This is a genomic window from Corynebacterium sp. Marseille-P4321 (genome assembly GCF_903645305.1).
Lineage (GTDB): Bacteria > Actinomycetota > Actinomycetes > Mycobacteriales > Mycobacteriaceae > Corynebacterium.
Genome location: NZ_CAHJXO010000003.1, coordinates 379,888 through 396,705, shown reverse-complemented (window position 1 = coordinate 396,705; position 16,818 = coordinate 379,888). Strand labels below are relative to the sequence as shown.

Sequence of the window (16,818 nt, the reverse complement as noted above, 5' to 3'; positions counted from 1 at the left end):
AAACGAGGTGCTTCCGGTGGACGCTATGCAGCTGCATACACCATTGGCCCGATAAATAGGATCACCGGATAAGTGGTGTCAAGTGACAATGCAGCTGCATAGTTGCGTTCAGCGGTGACCTGGAATCTTGCGTTCGCGACACTTCCAGCATTCGCAGCAGCCCCACTCGATCCGGCTAACTCGCGACTGAGATTGCCTGGTCGAGCCAAACGCCGAGATCGGCACCCCGATTTCGGGTGTTAGTGATGGTGGACTCGGCGTGGTGAACTCGGCGTGGTGGACTCGGCGTGGTGGACTCGGCGACTGCCTAGCGTAGGCGCTCGCGGCGCAGCTGCTCCACGTCCGGCAGGTCGAGCGGCTCCAGCTCAGCAAGGCTCACGTCTAAGGCACGCGCGATGAGCAAGTCGGCGAGCTGGGGGTTACGCGCCAGCGCCGGGCCGTGCATGTACGTGGCCACGACGCTGCCCTGGACGACGCCCTCCACCTTGTCTCCGCCGGCGGAGCCTGCGGTGCTGGCGCCGTTGCCCACGCCGCACGTCACCGCGCCCAAAGGCGAAGCGTCCGGGCCAAGGGCTGTGGCGCCCATGTGGTTTTCGAAGCCGGTGAGCGGCTCGGTCAACTCCGCTGTGATGCCCGCGCCGGTGGGTTGCGCGGTGAGTTCCCCGATGGCGCGGGTGGAAAGGGGGGCGGTGGTGACGTCGATAAGCCCAATGCCCTCAACCTCCTTGCCGTGCGCGCGGAATGTGCGGCCGAGGACCTGCAGGCCTGCGCAGACGGCGAAAATGGGGCGGCCGTCCGCGGCCGCTGCCTGCAGGCCGGGGGAGGCGGCGAGGCGGTTCGCTGCGATGAGCTGGGCGGAGTCTTCGCCGCCGCCGAGGGTGTAGATGTCGCAGGTGGCGGGGATGTCGTCGTGAAGCAAGATGCGCTCGATCTTGGCGTCGAAGCCGCGCATGCGGGCGCGCTCGCGCAAGACGAGGGCGTTGCCGTCGTCGCCGTAGGTGCCCAACACGTCGGGGAGCACGAGGCCGATGGTGAGTTTAGGCACGGTAATCCTCCTGCTTGGTCAGGTCGCGGCGCAGGTTGAGCAGCGCCGTGTAGTTCGCCAGCACCTCCACGCGGCCGGGCGGGCAGGCGCGGATGGCTTCCACGGGGTCGTGGATGAGGTCGTGCTCGATGCCCGCGTAGGTCAGTCGCACCGCGAGGTCGGTGGCGCGCTCGCCGGCGGCCACCACCTTGGTGTCGCCGAAGTCCTCGAATTTCACGTCCCACAGCCAGGACACGTCCTCGCCGTCGCCCTGGCGGGCGTTGACCGCGATGACCACGCCGTCGGCGTCGCGGTCGGTCATGGTGAGCGCCTCCTGCCAGCCGGCCGGGTTCTTGGCCAGCATGAGGTGCACGTCGCGCTCGCCGAGATGCACGGTGGTGTAGCGCCCGGCGACGTTGTCCACCTCCTCGGCCGCTTTGACCGCGGCGTCGAGGGGCACGTCGAACGCTTCCACGGCGGCCGCGATGGCCTGCGCTGCGTTGCCGCGGTTGGCGCGTCCGGGGAGTTTGAGTTCGAGCTGGGTGGTGCCGTGCGGGGTGGTTAGGCCCTCGTCGGTGACCACGTAGTCGGGGGTGGGGCGGCGGAATTCGGTGCCGTCGGGGAGCGGTTCGACGGCGTACCAGTCGCTTTGGCCCCCGTCGCCATCCTTTTCCTTTCCGTCGCCATCCTTTACTCCGTTGTCCGCGACGAAGGAGCGGACAACGTGCCCGCCCGAGCGCGGGTTGGTCACCGAGTCGCCGAGCCAGCCTGCGCCTGCGGAGACCCACACCACGTTCGGGTGGTCCCACGCCACGGAGGTGATTAGCACGTCGTCGCAGTTCGCGATCACGGTCGCCTCGGGGTGTTCCATCACCGCGGTGCGCAGGGCGCGTTCGATCGAGTTGATTTCGCCTACGCGGTCGAGCTGGTCGCGTGAGAGGTTGAGCAACACGAACGCTGTGGGGGCAAGTCGCTTTGCGACGTCCGGCACGTGCAACTCATCCACCTCCAACACAATCGCTTCCGCGTCTTTGCCCGCGAGCAGCGCAGAGATGATGCCGGCGTCCATGTTGTCGCCGCCGTCGTTCGTGGCCACGGTGTGTGTGGCGCGGACCGCGCCCGCCAGCATGCGGGTGGTGGTGGATTTGCCGTTTGTGCCGGTGACCAGCACCGCCGGGCGGCCGCCGGCGAGGGAGGCCATGATGTTCGGGTCGATCGTGCCTGCCACCAGGCCGCCGATCATGCCGCCGGCGCCGCGGCCGGTGGCGCGGGATGCCGCGGTGGCAAGCGTCGCGGCCGTGGTGGCCAGCTTCGTGCGTGCCCGGGCGAAACGGCTAGGTTGCGTCTCAGTCATGCCCAGAAATTCTAGGCCATCTGCCCAACCAGCCCGAGGAACTCCTCGCCGGAGAGCACCGGAATGTCTTTGCGGTGCGCGTGCATAGCTTTGCCGCGCAGCTCCGCCTGCTTCGAGGGGGCATCGGACACGACGACGGAAGTCTCGCGCGAGACCTTTTCCTTGTAGGTCAGGCCGACGCGCACGCCGGCGTCGATAAGCTCGTCCGGCTCTTGCTCCACATCATCCGCAACGACGAACTCCATGCCTTTCACCAGGCCCTTCTTCGGGTCCAGCACGCCCGGGTTGTCGGCGGCGGGGCCGGCTTTCGCGGCATCGACGCGCACGCGGCTGCGCTGCAGGCCGAACGGGTCGGCGGCCAGGTCGTCGGGCGAAAAGGCCGCGATGGGGCCGGCCTCGCGCAGCTGGAGGTACACGGCGACGAGCTTCAGCGTCTGGGCGCGGGAGAACTCCTCCTCGCTCAACGCGGCGCGCTCCACGGACGCGGCTGGCGGCGGGGAAGCCACGCCAACCTGCGAGGCCAGCGCGTTAATCCGCGGGTCCACCACGATGTGGCCCTGGCGCCGCGCGGTGGCGAGCAGGTCCACCACCTCCACCGGCTTCGGCACGTGGCCCACGCGTTGGCGGCGCCGCTGGCCGCGGCCGCGGCGGGAGCGGTTGGCGCGCGCGGCGGCGTTCATTGCGCGGCGCGCCTCCGACACCATGTAGCCCCAGTCGCGGGGCGAATCGTGGGTGATAAGCGTGCGGGAATCGATCAGCTTGTCCAGCGGGCGCAGGAACCGCGAAAAGCGCGGGGCCTGGGCAAAGTCGCTCGGTTCCAGCCCGTGGGTGTGCTTCGGTCCCGGGTCGGTGCCTGGCCCGATCACGGCGTGGAACTCCTCGCCGACGCGTCCGGATTCGTCGAACGTCACCGCGTCGACAGTAAGCAACCGCCCGCTCGACGGGTGAATCCCCGTCGCTTGGGTGAACACCGCCACGAAGGGGTATTCAATGTCGTCGGTTGCAGTCATTGTTCAGATAGTAGTTCACAAGGGGCAATTGCTTATCGACGCCCCAACCTACCTCTCCACCTCATACAACGGTTGATCCAGCGGCGCGTTGGAACGCACGCGGATACCGCCCACCGTGTATTCGTACGGGTGGCTGTTCTGCTGCGGTGCCGGTGCCTGCGGCGCGGGCGCTGGTGCCGGGGCGGGGGCAGGCGCTGGCGCCGGGGCCGGTGCTTGCTGCGCAGGTTGGCGCGCCGGTGCCTGCTGGCCGGTGCTTGCTGCGCGGCGCCTGGCGCGGGGCCTGCGGGCCTGCTGGCGCGCGGGGCCTGCTGGCGCGCGGGGCCTGCTGCGCTGGTGCCGGGGCGGCGGGTGCGGGTGCGTTTTGCTGCTCGGCTGGCTCGGCAGTGTCGGACGCCTTGGAGGACTCCGGCTTCTCCGGGCTCTCCGACTCGGACGACGCCGCGGTGGTCTCCTCCGGCTCCGTCGTCTCGGTGGGCGCCTGCTCGCTGGTCACCGTCTCGATGAACGCGGAGGCGGAATCTTGGTCGCGGTCCGACGTCGCGTTGATCACCATCGCGCCCGCCGCTGTGAGCGCGAGCGCCGTCGCCGTGGCGCCCAAGGCCACCAGCGGGCCGCGCGAGCCGCGGCGCGGGGAGCCTTCCGTTGTTGCGCTGTGCTCTTCGGTGTCCGCGGCGATGGCGGCGGCCTCCGCGTCCACGGTGGCGAAGAAGCCGGTGTCCAGCTCCTCAAGCTTTGCCGGCGCGGGGCGGTCAGTCTTTTCGGAGGTCGCGCGGAACGCCTCCGCGTCCAGTGGCGGCAGCGGGGAGATCACCGGCACCTCATCGCGCTCCACCAGGTTGTGGAGCGAGCCGGCAGTGACGGTGAGGCTCTCGGTGTTGGCGTTGCCGCGCGCAACGGGGGTGAGGCCGCGCTGCCCCAACGCGTCGAGCGTCGGTATGAGCGCCGCGGCCGCATCGCCGGGAAGCTCGCCGACTACGGCGCCGTCGACGGCCACCGTCACATCGCCAGCGTCAGTGAGCTCGAACGTGCACAGAAGCTGCGCGGGCGCGTCCGGAAGCCCGCGCTCGGCGGTGAGCGCCACCTCCACCGGTTCTGCGTCCTGGTCGAGGAACACCCACGGCTGCTTCGGCGGAGCGTTGTGGGGCAGCATCAAACCAGGGGCAGGGAGCTCGACTACCGCCTCGTCGCCCTGCCTGCGCGCGGTGAGCTGCGGGGCAAGGTCCGAGTCTTCGATCCAGCCCAGCTCCGGGTACTCGGCCAAGTCGGCGGCGTCGATGGTGCCGATTGGCTCGTCGCCCAGGAGAACCTCCGGGTCGCCCTCGAACGGGCAGGTGAGGGTCACGGCAGCGTCGTCAAGCAAATGCTCCGAAACCCCGCGCAACTTCACAGTGCGGGTAGGGCCGAGCCCGTGGCTGGGCACCACGTAGATCGCCATCCGCACCACCTGCTTATATGTATCGTCTTTCGCGCTGGAAGTCTGGTTTCAAAGTATAAACCTCCAGCGCGAAAGAGACCAAGGTTGAAGCGCGGGTTGCCGCGCGCTAGTTCGCGGCGGTGGAGCGGTTCACCGCGGAAACAATCGCATTGAGCGACGCGCGCGTCGTGTTGCCCGCGATGCCCACGCCCCAGGCGGACGTGCCGTCCACATCGGCGTAGATGTAGCAGGCCGCGTCCGCGTCATCGCCAGCCGTGCGTGCCCGCTGCGAGTAATCCTGCACCTCGAAATCGATGCCCACCTGCTCCAGCGCGTTCGCGAACGCCGCAATCGGGCCGTTGCCCGTGCCCTCGACCTGCTGCTCGCGACCCTCGTAGGTCACCGTCGCGGTCACCTTGGTGTCGCGCTCCGCGTCATCCGTGGCCTCGATGGAGTACTGCTCCAGCTCCAGCGGCGTATCCAGGTCCAGGTAGGTGCGCGCGAAGACATCCCACATGTTCTTCGAGTTCACCTCTCCGCCCTCCGAATCGGTGATCTGCTGCACCACCGCGGAAAACTCCGGCTGCATCGCCTTCGGCATATTGATGCCGTGGTCCGTCTTCATGATGTAGGCCACGCCACCCTTGCCGGACTGCGAGTTCACGCGGATCACCGCCTCGTAGGTGCGGCCCACATCCTTCGGGTCGATCGGCAGGTAAGGCACCTCCCACGTGGTCTCGCGCAGCTCCTCCCAGGAGACCTCGGAGCTCGTCGCGTCCGGGCGCACCGTCTGAGCCAGCGCGTCGAGGCCCTTGTTAATCGCGTCCTGGTGGCTGCCGGAGAACGCCGTGAACACCAAGTCGCCGCCGTACGGGTGGCGCTCCGGCACGCGCAGCTGGTTGCAGTACTCGACGACCTCGCGGATCTTGTTGATGTCCGAGAAATCAATCTGCGGGTCCACACCCTGGGTGAACATGTTCAGGCCGAGGGTGACCAGGTCCACGTTGCCGGTGCGCTCGCCGTTGCCGAACAAGCAGCCCTCGATACGGTCCGCGCCCGCCAGGTAGCCCAGCTCCGCCGCCGCCACGCCCGTGCCGCGGTCGTTGTGCGGGTGCAGGGAGATGATGACGCTCTCGCGGTTGTTCAGGTTGCGGTGCATCCACTCGATGGAGTCCGCGTACACGTTCGGGGTGATCATCTCCACCGTGGACGGCAGGTTCAAAATGATCGGGTTGTCCGGCGTCGCCTCCATCGTGTCCACCACGGCGTCGCACACCTCGAGCGCGAAATCCAGCTCGGTGCCGGTGTAGGACTCCGGCGAGTACTCCCAGCGCCAGTTCGTGCCCGGGTAATCCTTCGCAATCGTCTTGATCAGCTCGCCAGCGTCGGTGGCCAGCTTCTTAATCTGCTCGCGGTCCTTGCGGAACACCACACGGCGCTGCAGCTTCGAGGTGGAGTTGTAGAAGTGCACGATGACGTTCTTCGCGCCCTCGCACGCCTCGAACGTGCGGCGGATCAGGTGCTCGCGCGCCTGCACCAGGACCTGGATGGTGACGTCATCCGGGATCATGTCGTTTTCGATGATCTCGCGCACAAAGTCGAAGTCCGTCTGCGATGCGCTGGGGAAGCCGACCTCGATCTCCTTGAAGCCCATCTCCACCAGCAGGTTGAACATGCGGCGCTTGCGCTCGGGGCTCATCGGGTCGATCAGCGCCTGGTTGCCGTCGCGCAGGTCCACCGCACACCACTGCGGTGCGGTGGTGATCTTCTTGTCCGGCCACGTGCGGTCAGGCAGCTGGATATCCTCTACCTCTTCGGCAAACGCCAGGTAGCGGTTGATGGGCATCTGGGAGCCACGCTGCTTGTTCCACGCGGGCTGGTTCTCGTTGCGAGGGCCGTTCGGCGTCTGGATCTCGCGCGGGACGAAAAAGTCGGTTTCTTTCGGGCTCATCGGAGTTCTCCTTGGTTTGTCGGCTGTGTTTGTGATTGTTCCACGGCCGGCAATGAGAACTACCGCGACGGGGTGCCGGCCGTGTTAGAAGGCCTGATTCCCGCCGCGGCGTAGAAGGAGAAGCGCCCTTTGCTGCGACATGTGGCGTAGCTTACACCATCTGGCGGGCTGTGGCGCAAGTTGTGCGGGGATGGTCTCGTTCGCCGCGCGGATCCTCCGGGCAAAACTGAATAGCCGCGGACTTTACGTGCGCATTCCTAGTCATATCGCGTGGGTCTAGGTCATATCGCGTGGGTTTACTCCCTCCTATTCAGGTTTCGTCGTCAAACCTGAATGCAGGGGGGTCTGTGGTGAGATGAGGGAGCCGTCGATCAGGGGTTTTGTCCGCCCCAAGGTGTCCTGAATTCAGGTTTGCTCAGACGATCGGCCGTGCGTCACCGCACGCTCACTCGCGTGAGCATGGCGGCAGACAGGAGCATGATGCTTATCGACGCCCCCACAGCCACCCATCCCACAATCCCACCAGCCTGAATCCTTTCCCCGAGGATGACCATGCCCAGGATGAACGCCACCATCGGCTCGGCGATTCGCGCCGCTGGCAGCGAGGTTGCGAGGTTGCCGGCCGCGAACGCGTACTGCTGCACCATCGTGCCGGCGGTCGCCGTGACAAGCAGTGCCCAGAACTCCCAGGCACCGAGCAGGCCCTCGATCCCGCCGGAGACGTACGCGTCCACCGCCACCTTGGAAAATACCGCCTGGTAGCCGAATAGCGTGCCGCACACCGCGCCGTAGGTGAGCGCCTTGGCGTTGGGGGAGCGTCGGGAGCCGAACAGCACTGCAACAACCGCGACCGCCAGGCCGAACGCGTTTACGGCCGCCCACTCCCACGTGGCGGGTTCGCGCGTGCCGGGCACCGGGCGGCCGAGGAGCACCACCCCGGCGACGCTGACGGTGAGCAGTACCGCCCAGAATGCCTCCGCCGTGTGCATCCGCCTCTGATCAGCGCGTGCGGAGAGCAGCAACGTAAGCATGAGCGAAAGTGCGAGTACCGGCTGCACCACCAGCACCGAACCGAACGCCAGCGCCACCGCCTGGAAGGCGTACGCGAGAAACGACATGCCGAGCGACGCCCACCAGGCGGGCCGCCGCATGGACTGCATGGGCGAAGAGGCCATCTCCCCGCGGGCGGCGCCGGCGCGCATGATGCGGTGGCGCCACACCGTCCCGCCCGCCATGAGCAGGGCGGACAGCAGGCCGAAGCCGACGGCGAGGAGGTTGTTATGCACGGATGGTCATACTAACGCGCTGGGCGGGCGGACAGCACTGCCGCGCCGCCCACCATGCCCACACACGCCAGTGCCACGGCTACCCAGCCGAGGGTGGTGCGTACCGCGAACGTCTCGCCGAGCAAGAAGTAGCCGACGCTCATGGCGACGATGGGCTCGGCGACCGTCATCGCGGGAAGGCTGCGCTCCAAGGGCCAGCGCTGAACGCGTACTGCTGCAGCACCGCCCCGGCCACGATGAGGCCCACCAGCATCCACGGCGCCCACGATCGCAAGCCGGCTGAACCCGCAGCGTTCACGGCGGTCTTCGCCACGGGCGCGACCAGCCCGTACACCACGCCTGTGGCGGTCCCCAGCCACGCCGCACGGCCGCGTCGCACGAATGCCCCGGCCGCCACAAGACCGGCGACAAGCAGCGCGCCGCCGCCGAGCCAGGGCGCCCAGTCGCGCCACAACACGTCGGGGCGCCCCGGCCGCGGGCGCCCCACCAGCACAAGCACGGCCACCGAAGCACCGAGTAGCAACGACCACGCGGACGCACGCCTATCGATGCGCTCGCCCGCCCACACCGACGCGAGCACCAACGTAAACAACAGCGACAGCACAAGGATCGGCTGCACCACCAGCACTGAGCCGAAGCGCAGCGCCACGAGCTGCAAAAGGTAGGCCACCACAGCGGCGACCGCGCCAGCCCACCACAGGCGGCTGCGCACCGCCGACGCGAGCACACCGCCGTCGCCTCGGCTGCGCACCGTGCGGTGGCGAGCCACTGTGCCCCACGCCACAACCAGGGCGGAGGCGAGTGCGAAGAGCACAGCTAGCGCGCTCGCCAGGAAAGTTGGTTCGATCATTGGTGTTTAGGGTAGTGGGGCGGGAGCTCGTCGATAAGCAAAGTGCTCCCTTTCGGCTGAATATGGCTTAAGCCACGCTAAACTGCCAGCTATGGCATTGATAGTGCAGAAATACGGCGGATCCTCCCTGGAAAGCGCCGAGCGCATCCGGGCAGTCGCCCAGCGCGTAGTAGCCACCAAACGCGCCGGAAACGACGTCGTCGTGGTGTGCTCCGCAATGGGAGATACCACCGACGAGCTGCTCGACCTCGCGGGCCAGGTGACCAACAACCCGCCCGCGCGCGAAATGGACATGCTGCTCAGTGCCGGCGAACGCATCTCCAACTCGCTCGTCGCGATGGCCGTTGACGCGCTGGGGGAGAAAGTGCAGTCGTTCACCGGCTCGCAAGCGGGTGTGATCACCACCGAGCGCCACGGCAACGCCCGCATCCTCGAGGTCACCCCGGGGCGCGTGCAGGAGGCGCTGGATAAGGGCCGCATCGCGATCGTCGCCGGGTTCCAGGGCGTGAACCGCGAGTCGCGCGACGTGACAACGCTGGGCCGCGGCGGCTCCGACACCACCGCGGTAGCCCTTGCGGCGGCGCTGGGGGCCGACGAATGCGAAATCTACTCCGACGTCGACGGCGTGTACACCGCCGACCCGCGCATCGTGCCGGACGCCCGCAAGCTGGACAAACTCTGCTTCGAGGAGATGCTCGAACTCGCGGCGAGCGGTTCCAAGATTCTGGTCCTGCGCAGCGTGGAGTACGCCCGCGCGTTCAACGTGCCCATGCGGGTGCGCTCGTCTTACAGCAACGACACCGGCACGCTTGTCGCCGGAGCATTGGAGGATATCCCCGTGGAAGAAGCAGTCCTGACCGGTGTGGCCACCGACGACAGCGAAGCGAAAATCACCATCCTGGGCATCACCGACGAAGTGGGTGAAGCGGCCAAGGTGTTCCGCTCGCTCGCGGACAATGAGGTGAACATCGACATGGTGATCCAGAACATCTCGTCCGCCGAGGACAACAAGACGGACATCACCTTCACGCTGCCGAAGGCGGACGGGGAGCGCACGCTGGCGAAGCTGCGCGAGCTGCAAGCCGCCGAGAAGTGGGACGACCTGACCTACGACGACGAGATCGGCAAGGTCTCCCTCGTCGGCGCCGGCATGAAGTCCCACCCGGGGGTCACCGCGGATTTCTGCGACGCGCTTCGCGACGCGGGCATCAACATCGAAATGATCACCACCAGCGAAATCCGCATCACCGCCGTGGTGCGCCAGGCGGACCTGGCCGAGGCGGCGCGCGCGATCCACACCAAGTTCGACCTGGGCGGCGACGAGCCGGCCGTGGTCTACGCAGGAACAGGAAGGTAACCGCAATGACCACTGTTGCAGTTGTTGGTGCCACCGGCCAGGTCGGCCGCGTGATGCGCGACATTCTGGAAGAGCGCTCGTTCCCCGCAGACAAGGTTCGTTTCTTCGCCTCGCCGCGCTCGGCGGGCAAGGTGCTGGAGTTCCGCGGCTCCGAGATCGAGGTGGAAGACCTCACGCAGGTCACCGAGGAATCGGTCGCCGACGTGGACATCGCGTTGTTCTCCGCGGGTGGTTCTACCTCGCGCGAGTGGGCGCCCGTGTTCGCCGCCGCCGGAGCGAAGGTGGTGGACAACTCCTCCGCATGGCGCAAGGACGACGAGGTGCCGTTGGTGGTTTCTGAGGTCAACCCTTCGGCCGTCGAAAAGCTGCCGAAGGGCATCATCGCGAACCCGAACTGCACAACCATGGCGGTAATGCCGGTTGCAAAGGCGCTTCACGACGCTGCCTCCCTGACCACCATGCGCGTCGCCTCCTACCAGGCCGTATCCGGTTCCGGCCTGGCCGGGGTGCAGGCTCTTTCGGACCAGGTTGAGGAGATCGGGTCTTCCCGCACGGATCTCGCACGCGACGGTTCGCTGCTCGCACCGCAGGATCTGGGGCCGTACGTCGCCCCAATCGCCTTCAACGCGCTGCCCGTGGCGGGCAATCTTGTCGACGACGGCACCTTCGAAACCGACGAAGAACAAAAACTGCGCAACGAGTCCCGCAAGATCCTGGGGCTTCCCGACCTGCGCATTTCCGGCACCTGCGTGCGCGTGCCGGTGTTCACCGGCCACACCATGGTGGTCCACGCCGAGTTCGAGCAGTCGATCACCCCGGAGCAGGCCATCGCCGTGCTGGAGAACGCGCCGGGCGTACGCGTTGTCGACGTCCCGACGCCGCTCGCGGCGACCGGCATCGACGAATCCCTGGTCGGCCGCATCCGCCAGGACCAGGCCGTCGACGGGAACCGTGGCCTGGTGTTCGTGGTCTCCGGCGACAACCTGCGCAAGGGCGCGGCGCTGAACACCATCCAGATCGCCGAGCTGCTGGTGTAGCTCAGCTCCCGGGCCCCGCGAAAGCGACGGGAAACGCCACCGAGGAACCTTCCGTTCCTCGGTGGCGTTCTGTGTGTTCGGGGCGGACCGGCTATTCAGTCACGCGGGTGGAGCCGCCGCCGGAGCCGTCGTTAAGCTCAAGCTCCTCTTCCTCCTCCGCTTGCGCCTGCGCGTACTCGGAGCGCGGCGACTCAGGCCCGGAGACCTCGCCGTTGGCGGCCTCCTCGGCCTCGTCCGCGGCGATCATCTCGTCGACGGAGTGGTCGTTCCACGGCTCATCCGGGTTGCGCTTGTACTCTTCCGCGCTAACCGGGTCGGTGTAGGAGACGTAGACAACCGGATCGAGGTCCTTGTCCTCCGGGTCGAAGTCGACGTCCTCGTCGTCCGCGAGCTCCTGGGCGATCTCTTCTTCGAGGGCCTCCACGAGCTCCTCCTCGTCAACGTTGGACTTGGAGGTGACGTATTCCAGCTCGCGCTCGTCGTTTTTGGTGAAGCGTTCGCGCGGGTCCATCTTCGCACGGGTGAGCTCCATGGCGCGGGCGCGGCGTTGCTGCTCTTTGCGCAGGCCGGGCAGGCCGCGGAGCCACGCGACGGTCATCACGACGATCAGCAGGATGCCCATGTAGCCCAGGATCGGGTAGACGGTGGACACCAGCGTCTGGAAGCCGACGAAGGACAGGGCGAAGCCGATGACGCACGCCGCGATGTAAATGATGCGGAACTTGTCCTCGCGGCCGCGCGAGAGGCGCTTGCCCAGGGCGTAAAACATGCCGAGCGAGGTGGCGAAAATCATGCCGAAGATGACGATGGACATGATCAGGCCCATAGTGGAGTTGATGTCCGTGATCAGCGACAGCAGCGGCATGTCGTCGCCGGAGACCGTGTCGATCTTCAGCAGCAGCGAGAACGCCAGCAGCATGAGCATGATGAGGTAGCCGATGCCGCCGAGCAGACCACCCAGGCCAGCCGCGCGGGTGTTCAGGGTGTTACCGCCAATCACCAGCGCCATGGACACGACGCACATGACGTTCAGGCCGGTGTAGTTCAGCGCGGAGATCCACCAGTTCGGCAGCGTGGAGTCCACCTTCGCTGCGGCGGCGTTCAGTGCGTCCCAGTCCGGCACGGCGTGGATGATGGTCCAGCCGCAGCCGAAGATGACGAAGATGAGCAGGAACGGGGTGAGCGCGCCGATGGCTCCGGTGACTTTGTCCACGTCGAGCATGCCGAACCCGATGGTGAGCGCCAGCATGAGCACCGCGCCGACCCAGACGGGCAGCCCGAACTGCTGGTTCAGGTTGGAGCCGGCACCGGCGAACATGACGAAGCCGATGGAGAACAGGGTGACAATCGTGGCAATGTCCAAGATCCACGACATCGCCTTGCTGGAGATCGCCCCGAGGACCTCCATGTGCTCGTTAGCTTGGAAGTAGGAGCCGAGTTGCAGGATGGTCACGCCAGCGATGACCATGAGCACGGAGCCGAGCACGGCCCCCCACATGCCTTGGGCACCGAAGGCGGAGAAGTACAGCATCGCCTCTTGGCCCGACGCGAAGCCTGCGCCAACGACGGTGCCAATGAAGGCGAATGAGATGAGTAATGCGTTTTTCCACATGGTGTTAGGTGAATCTCCGAAAAGGAATGAATACAAACCGGAGATTCAGCTTATAACAGTTGGGAAGAAACGGCTGGGAGCTACTTGGGCTGGATCTCGCTTTCCACGACCCACTTGTGGCGCTTCATGGTCATGTCGGGGGTGTCGATGTCCACCATGTAGACGGTTTCGTCGGTGGAGGAATCGATGGTGGCTTCGGCACCCTTCATGCCGCTCATGTGCTCGGCTTCGATGGTTGCGGTATCGCCGGGCTGGAGCTTTTGCTTATCGACGTTCGCGAGCTCCTCATGCACCACCCACTTGTGGTTCTCTACCGGTTGGCCACCGTCGGTGGGGGTGTAGCTCACGGCGTAGGTGGTGGTGTTGAACGCGCCGGAGATGGTGGCCTCTGCGCCGTCCATGCCGGGCATGTGGTCGGCGGTGAGGATCACCTCGGTGCCCACGGGGTACGTCGGATCCTCGGCTTCGGCGATGCCGGCAGGGGCCGGGCCGCCGTCTTCGGGGTGGTCGTGGCCGCCGTGCCCGCCGTGGCCCTCATGGTCGCCGTGGTCTGAGGCGGTGTCCTGGGCGGCGTTGCCGGCGGTGGATTCCTCGACGGTCTTGTCTGTGCTCTCAGACGAGCAGGCGCTCACGCCCAAAAGCGCGGTCGCGGCGACGGTGGTCAGTGCAAGTGCATTCTTCATACGCATGCTTCCCAGTCGTACCAAAACGGCAGGACCGCTGCCATCTCCGTTGGGCCTCCCGGGATGCGGATGCGGGCTAAAACCGCGCCGGCACAACCGATCGATCCGTTTATATTCACCGCCGGGTCGCACAAAGACACCCTTGGATCGGTTTTAAAGGCTCGGTTTTACAGGCTCGGTGTGGCTGGACGCCAACCCCTACGCCCCGGCTACTCCTCGGCCCCGGCCACCAGGTCGCGGCGGGCGCGGGCCACCCGGGAGCGGATCGTCCCCACGCGCACGCCCGCGATCTTGGCGGCCTCCTCGTACGTGTAGCCGAGGACTTGGGTCAGTACGAGGGCTTCGCGGCGTTCGGGCGGGAGCTCGTCGAGAAGCGATCGCGCGTCGATGACCTCGCTCCACGTGTTGGGGTTGTCGGGACTGGGGTCCTGCGCTGCGACGTCCTCGTACTCGGCGGCGGACTTGCGGGGGCGGGCCATGTCGTGGCGCACCGAGTCCACCCATGCGCGGCGGGCGAGCGAGAGCAGCCACGTGCGGGCCGACGAGCGGCCGGCGAAGCGGGGCAGGGAACCGAGGACGCGCAGGTACGTCTCCTGAGTGAGGTCGTCGGCGTGCGCGGGGCCGGCGAGGTGGGCGAGTAGGCGCCACACGTCGTCCTGGGTGGCGCGGATGAACTCGGTGAGCGCAGCTTTATCGCCCCGGCCGGCGCGCAACGCCAGGTCGGTGACGTACGCGTCGTCGCTCCTGCTCACAGACCGTTAGGTTACCAGGGAGTTTCCTGTGCTCAGCGACGCTGCCCGGCGGAAGTGGGTAGCGTGGTATGCGTCCCTATATATATGACACCCCCGCAGAAATTGGAGGTCGCACATGACTGACCCGAACCCGAAGAAGCAGTCGAAGGCCGAGGAGATCGTCGGCCGCGGCGAGCGAGTGCCCGGCGACGGTAAAACGACCACCCTTGGCGGCGTGCCGGTCGCGTCCGAGAACCTTTCCGTCACGCAGGGCCGCCAGGGCGCGAACGCGATGACGGACATCCACCTGATTGAGAAGCTGGCGCACTTTAACCGCGAGAACGTGCCGGAGCGCATTCCACACGCGAAGGGCCACGGTGCGTTCGGCGAGCTGCACGTCACCGAGGACGTCTCCCAGTACACGAAGGCGAAGCTGTTCCAGAAGGGCACCGTGACCCCGATGGCGGCTCGCTTCTCCGCCGTGGCCGGCGAGGCCGGCGCGCCGGACACCTGGCGCGACGTGCACGGTTTCGCACTGCGCTTCTACACCGAGGACGGCAACTACGACATCGTGGGCAACAACACCCCGGTGTTCTTCCTGCGCGACGCGATTAAGTTCCCGGACTTCATCCACTCGCAGAAGCGCGACCCGGCATCGGGCCTGCGTAGCGACGAGATGCAGTGGGATTTCTGGTCCCGCACCCCGGAGACCCTGCACCAGGTGACCTACCTGCTGGGCGACCGCGGCACCCCGAAGACCTCGCGCCACCAGGACGGCTTCGGCTCCCACACCTTCCAGTGGATCAACGAGGAAGGTGACGCCGTGTGGGTGAAGTACCACTTCAAGACGCGTCAGGGCTGGGAGTGCTTCACCGACGCCGAGGCCACCGAGAAGGCCGGCACCGACCCGGACTTCCACCGCGAGGACCTGTTCAAGGCCATCGAGCGCGGCGACTACCCGGTCTGGGACGTGAAGGTGCAGATCATGCCGTTCGAGGACGCGGAGACCTACAAGTACAACCCGTTCGACCTGACCAAGGTGTGGAGCCAGAAGGACTACCCGCTGGTGGACGTGGGCTACTTCGTGCTCAACCGCAACCCGAAGAACTTCCACGCCCAGATTGAGCAGATCGCGCTCGACCCGTCCAACCTCGTGCCGGGCGTGGGCCTGTCGCCGGACCGCATGCTGCAGGGCCGCGTCTTCGCGTACGCGGACCAGCACCGCTACCGCATTGGGCCGAACTACAACGATCTGCCGGTGAACCAGCCGATCGTGCCGGTGAACACCTACTCCGAGCGCGGCCCGATGCAGTACTTCTTCAACAACGAGGGCGAGCCGAACTACTCCCCGAACCGCACGGACAAGGGTCAGGGCTACCTAGACAACGGTGAGGATTCTTCCTCGATGCAGGACTACGGCCAGGCGGACAACCTGTACGTGAACCCGGATCCGCACGGCACGGATCTCGTGCGCGCGGGGTATGTGAAGCACGAGCTTGACGACGATACTTCGCAACCGCGCGACCTGTACGAGAACGTGTTCGACGACGCGGCGAAGGAACGCTTCATCGACAACATCACCAACAAGATGCTGGCGATTGAGCACAACGACGTTGAGGAGCGCACCTTCAAGTACTGGGGCATGATCTCCGGCGACCTGGAGCAGAAGCTGCGCACCGAGCTGGCGCGCAAGCGCGAGGAGGCCGCGGAGGGCGACCAGGATAAGGCGAATAAGGAGGCTTCCTCCGCCAACCCCTAAACCGGGTCCCCTGAAAGACGAGTGAACCCCGTACCCGAAACGTTTGAACTAGCCCCCGAAAGTTGGACTGAGAAATCAGTTACCGACTACCGGGGAGCAGTTCATTTTCGGGTACGGGGTTTCGCAGTTGCGCAAGCGCTGGTGCGGGGGTCTGCGCCTACGTGGTCGGTGTGGCCTCCTTGTCAGTGACGGTCACGCCGAAGATGGAGCGGGCCATGATGTAGGAGGCCACCGAGCCGATGATCCACACGCCGAACACGGCGAGGATGGAGCGGATGAGATCCCCGAGCGAAAACCCGTCTGTGGACCAGGAGAAGATGAGTTTGGCCAGGATGAGGATGGGAAACGCGATGCACACCAGGGGGCCGAGCAGGTTGACCCGGGTAAGTGCGTCGGGGGCACGCAGCTGCAGGAGCATCGTGGCCACCATGCAGATGGTGGCCGCGATGACTAGTGCGGCAACGATGATTTCGGCGATAGTCATTAGCGGCGTCCTCTCGAAATGATGCGGGCCATGGCGATGGTGGGGATCACGCCGCACACGATCGCCGCGAGCAGCGGGATTTCAAAGCCGATCATGGTTTCGTGCCAGAGTGTCCACACCATGAAAATGGTGACCATGGCGTAGAAGATGACGTCGGCCATCACGGCCCGCGACAGCTCGTCCTTGGTGCGGATCAAAGCGACCAGGACGACGAGCAGGCATACCGCGATGATGATCAGGCACGCGGAGATGATTGTCTGGAACAT

16 protein-coding genes are annotated in these 16,818 nt (G+C 66.2%); 3 read left to right on the top strand and 13 right to left on the bottom strand.

Features of this window, described 5'->3' with window-relative positions; translation table 11 throughout:
* Nucleotides 1–307: 307 nt before the first annotated feature.
* The 8 genes from HWX32_RS10275 to HWX32_RS10240 form a co-directional block, all read right to left on the bottom strand.
* The gene (locus HWX32_RS10275; RefSeq protein ID WP_175935774.1) at nt 308–1,045 is read right to left on the bottom strand and encodes a type 1 glutamine amidotransferase; all 738 of its coding nucleotides are present in this window, start codon (nt 1,043–1,045) and stop codon (nt 308–310) included.
* Nucleotides 1,038–2,378: a MurT ligase domain-containing protein gene (locus tag HWX32_RS10270; protein WP_175935773.1), complete on the bottom strand. Its 1,341-nt coding sequence runs from the start codon at nt 2,376–2,378 to the stop codon at nt 1,038–1,040. Before HWX32_RS10270 ends, HWX32_RS10275 begins: the two co-directional genes overlap by 8 nt.
* An 11-nt stretch (nt 2,379–2,389) precedes the next feature.
* On the bottom strand, nt 2,390–3,388 hold the full coding sequence (locus HWX32_RS10265; protein WP_175935772.1) for a DNA polymerase III subunit epsilon: 999 nt from the start codon (nt 3,386–3,388) through the stop codon (nt 2,390–2,392).
* Between the two features lie 61 nt (nt 3,389–3,449).
* Complete coding sequence (locus HWX32_RS11150; RefSeq protein ID WP_217702906.1) at nt 3,450–4,823, bottom strand: hypothetical protein; 1,374 nt, start codon at nt 4,821–4,823, stop codon at nt 3,450–3,452.
* Nucleotides 4,824–4,929: 106 nt separating this feature from the next.
* Entirely contained in the window at nt 4,930–6,753 is a 1,824-nt protein-coding gene (leuA, locus tag HWX32_RS10255; protein ID WP_175935771.1) for a 2-isopropylmalate synthase, read from the bottom strand.
* A gap of 434 nt (nt 6,754–7,187) precedes the next feature.
* Complete coding sequence (locus HWX32_RS10250; protein ID WP_175935770.1) at nt 7,188–8,039, bottom strand: DMT family transporter; 852 nt, start codon at nt 8,037–8,039, stop codon at nt 7,188–7,190.
* 11 nt (nt 8,040–8,050) lie between these two features.
* Nucleotides 8,051–8,209, bottom strand: coding sequence for a hypothetical protein (locus HWX32_RS10245; protein ID WP_175935769.1), 159 nt, complete (start codon nt 8,207–8,209; stop codon nt 8,051–8,053).
* On the bottom strand, nt 8,206–8,889 hold the full coding sequence (locus HWX32_RS10240; protein ID WP_175935768.1) for a DMT family transporter: 684 nt from the start codon (nt 8,887–8,889) through the stop codon (nt 8,206–8,208). Before HWX32_RS10240 ends, HWX32_RS10245 begins: the two co-directional genes overlap by 4 nt.
* 91 nt (nt 8,890–8,980) lie before the next feature.
* Between HWX32_RS10240 and HWX32_RS10235 the strand changes: the two genes are divergently transcribed.
* Both HWX32_RS10235 and HWX32_RS10230 read left to right on the top strand, forming a co-directional pair.
* Nucleotides 8,981–10,246 (top strand): aspartate kinase, encoded by a 1,266-nt coding sequence (locus tag HWX32_RS10235; protein WP_075465930.1) that lies wholly within the window; start codon nt 8,981–8,983, stop codon nt 10,244–10,246.
* 5 nt (nt 10,247–10,251) lie between these two features.
* Complete coding sequence (locus tag HWX32_RS10230) at nt 10,252–11,283, top strand: aspartate-semialdehyde dehydrogenase (RefSeq protein ID WP_175935767.1); 1,032 nt, start codon at nt 10,252–10,254, stop codon at nt 11,281–11,283.
* Nucleotides 11,284–11,374: 91 nt separating this feature from the next.
* Here HWX32_RS10230 and HWX32_RS10225 read toward each other — a convergent pair whose 3' ends face one another.
* From HWX32_RS10225 to HWX32_RS10215, 3 genes are all read right to left on the bottom strand, one after another.
* The gene (locus tag HWX32_RS10225; RefSeq protein ID WP_175935766.1) at nt 11,375–12,895 is read right to left on the bottom strand and encodes a hypothetical protein; all 1,521 of its coding nucleotides are present in this window, start codon (nt 12,893–12,895) and stop codon (nt 11,375–11,377) included.
* A gap of 80 nt (nt 12,896–12,975) precedes the next feature.
* The gene (locus HWX32_RS10220; protein WP_175935765.1) at nt 12,976–13,578 is read right to left on the bottom strand and encodes a YdhK family protein; all 603 of its coding nucleotides are present in this window, start codon (nt 13,576–13,578) and stop codon (nt 12,976–12,978) included.
* A 209-nt stretch (nt 13,579–13,787) separates the two neighbouring features.
* Complete coding sequence (locus HWX32_RS10215; protein ID WP_075465922.1) at nt 13,788–14,330, bottom strand: RNA polymerase sigma factor; 543 nt, start codon at nt 14,328–14,330, stop codon at nt 13,788–13,790.
* Between the two features lie 115 nt (nt 14,331–14,445).
* Between HWX32_RS10215 and HWX32_RS10210 the strand changes: the two genes are divergently transcribed.
* The gene (locus HWX32_RS10210) at nt 14,446–16,068 is read left to right on the top strand and encodes a catalase (RefSeq protein WP_175935764.1); all 1,623 of its coding nucleotides are present in this window, start codon (nt 14,446–14,448) and stop codon (nt 16,066–16,068) included.
* A gap of 157 nt (nt 16,069–16,225) precedes the next feature.
* On the opposite strand, the gene HWX32_RS10205 is transcribed toward HWX32_RS10210, so the two are convergent.
* Nucleotides 16,226–16,552 carry a Na+/H+ antiporter subunit G gene (locus HWX32_RS10205; RefSeq protein ID WP_175935763.1) on the bottom strand — a complete coding sequence of 109 codons (327 nt, stop codon included), beginning with the start codon at nt 16,550–16,552 and terminating at the stop codon, nt 16,226–16,228.
* Complete coding sequence (locus tag HWX32_RS10200; RefSeq protein WP_175935762.1) at nt 16,552–16,818, bottom strand: cation:proton antiporter; 267 nt, start codon at nt 16,816–16,818, stop codon at nt 16,552–16,554. The genes HWX32_RS10205 and HWX32_RS10200 overlap by 1 nt, the downstream gene beginning before the upstream one ends.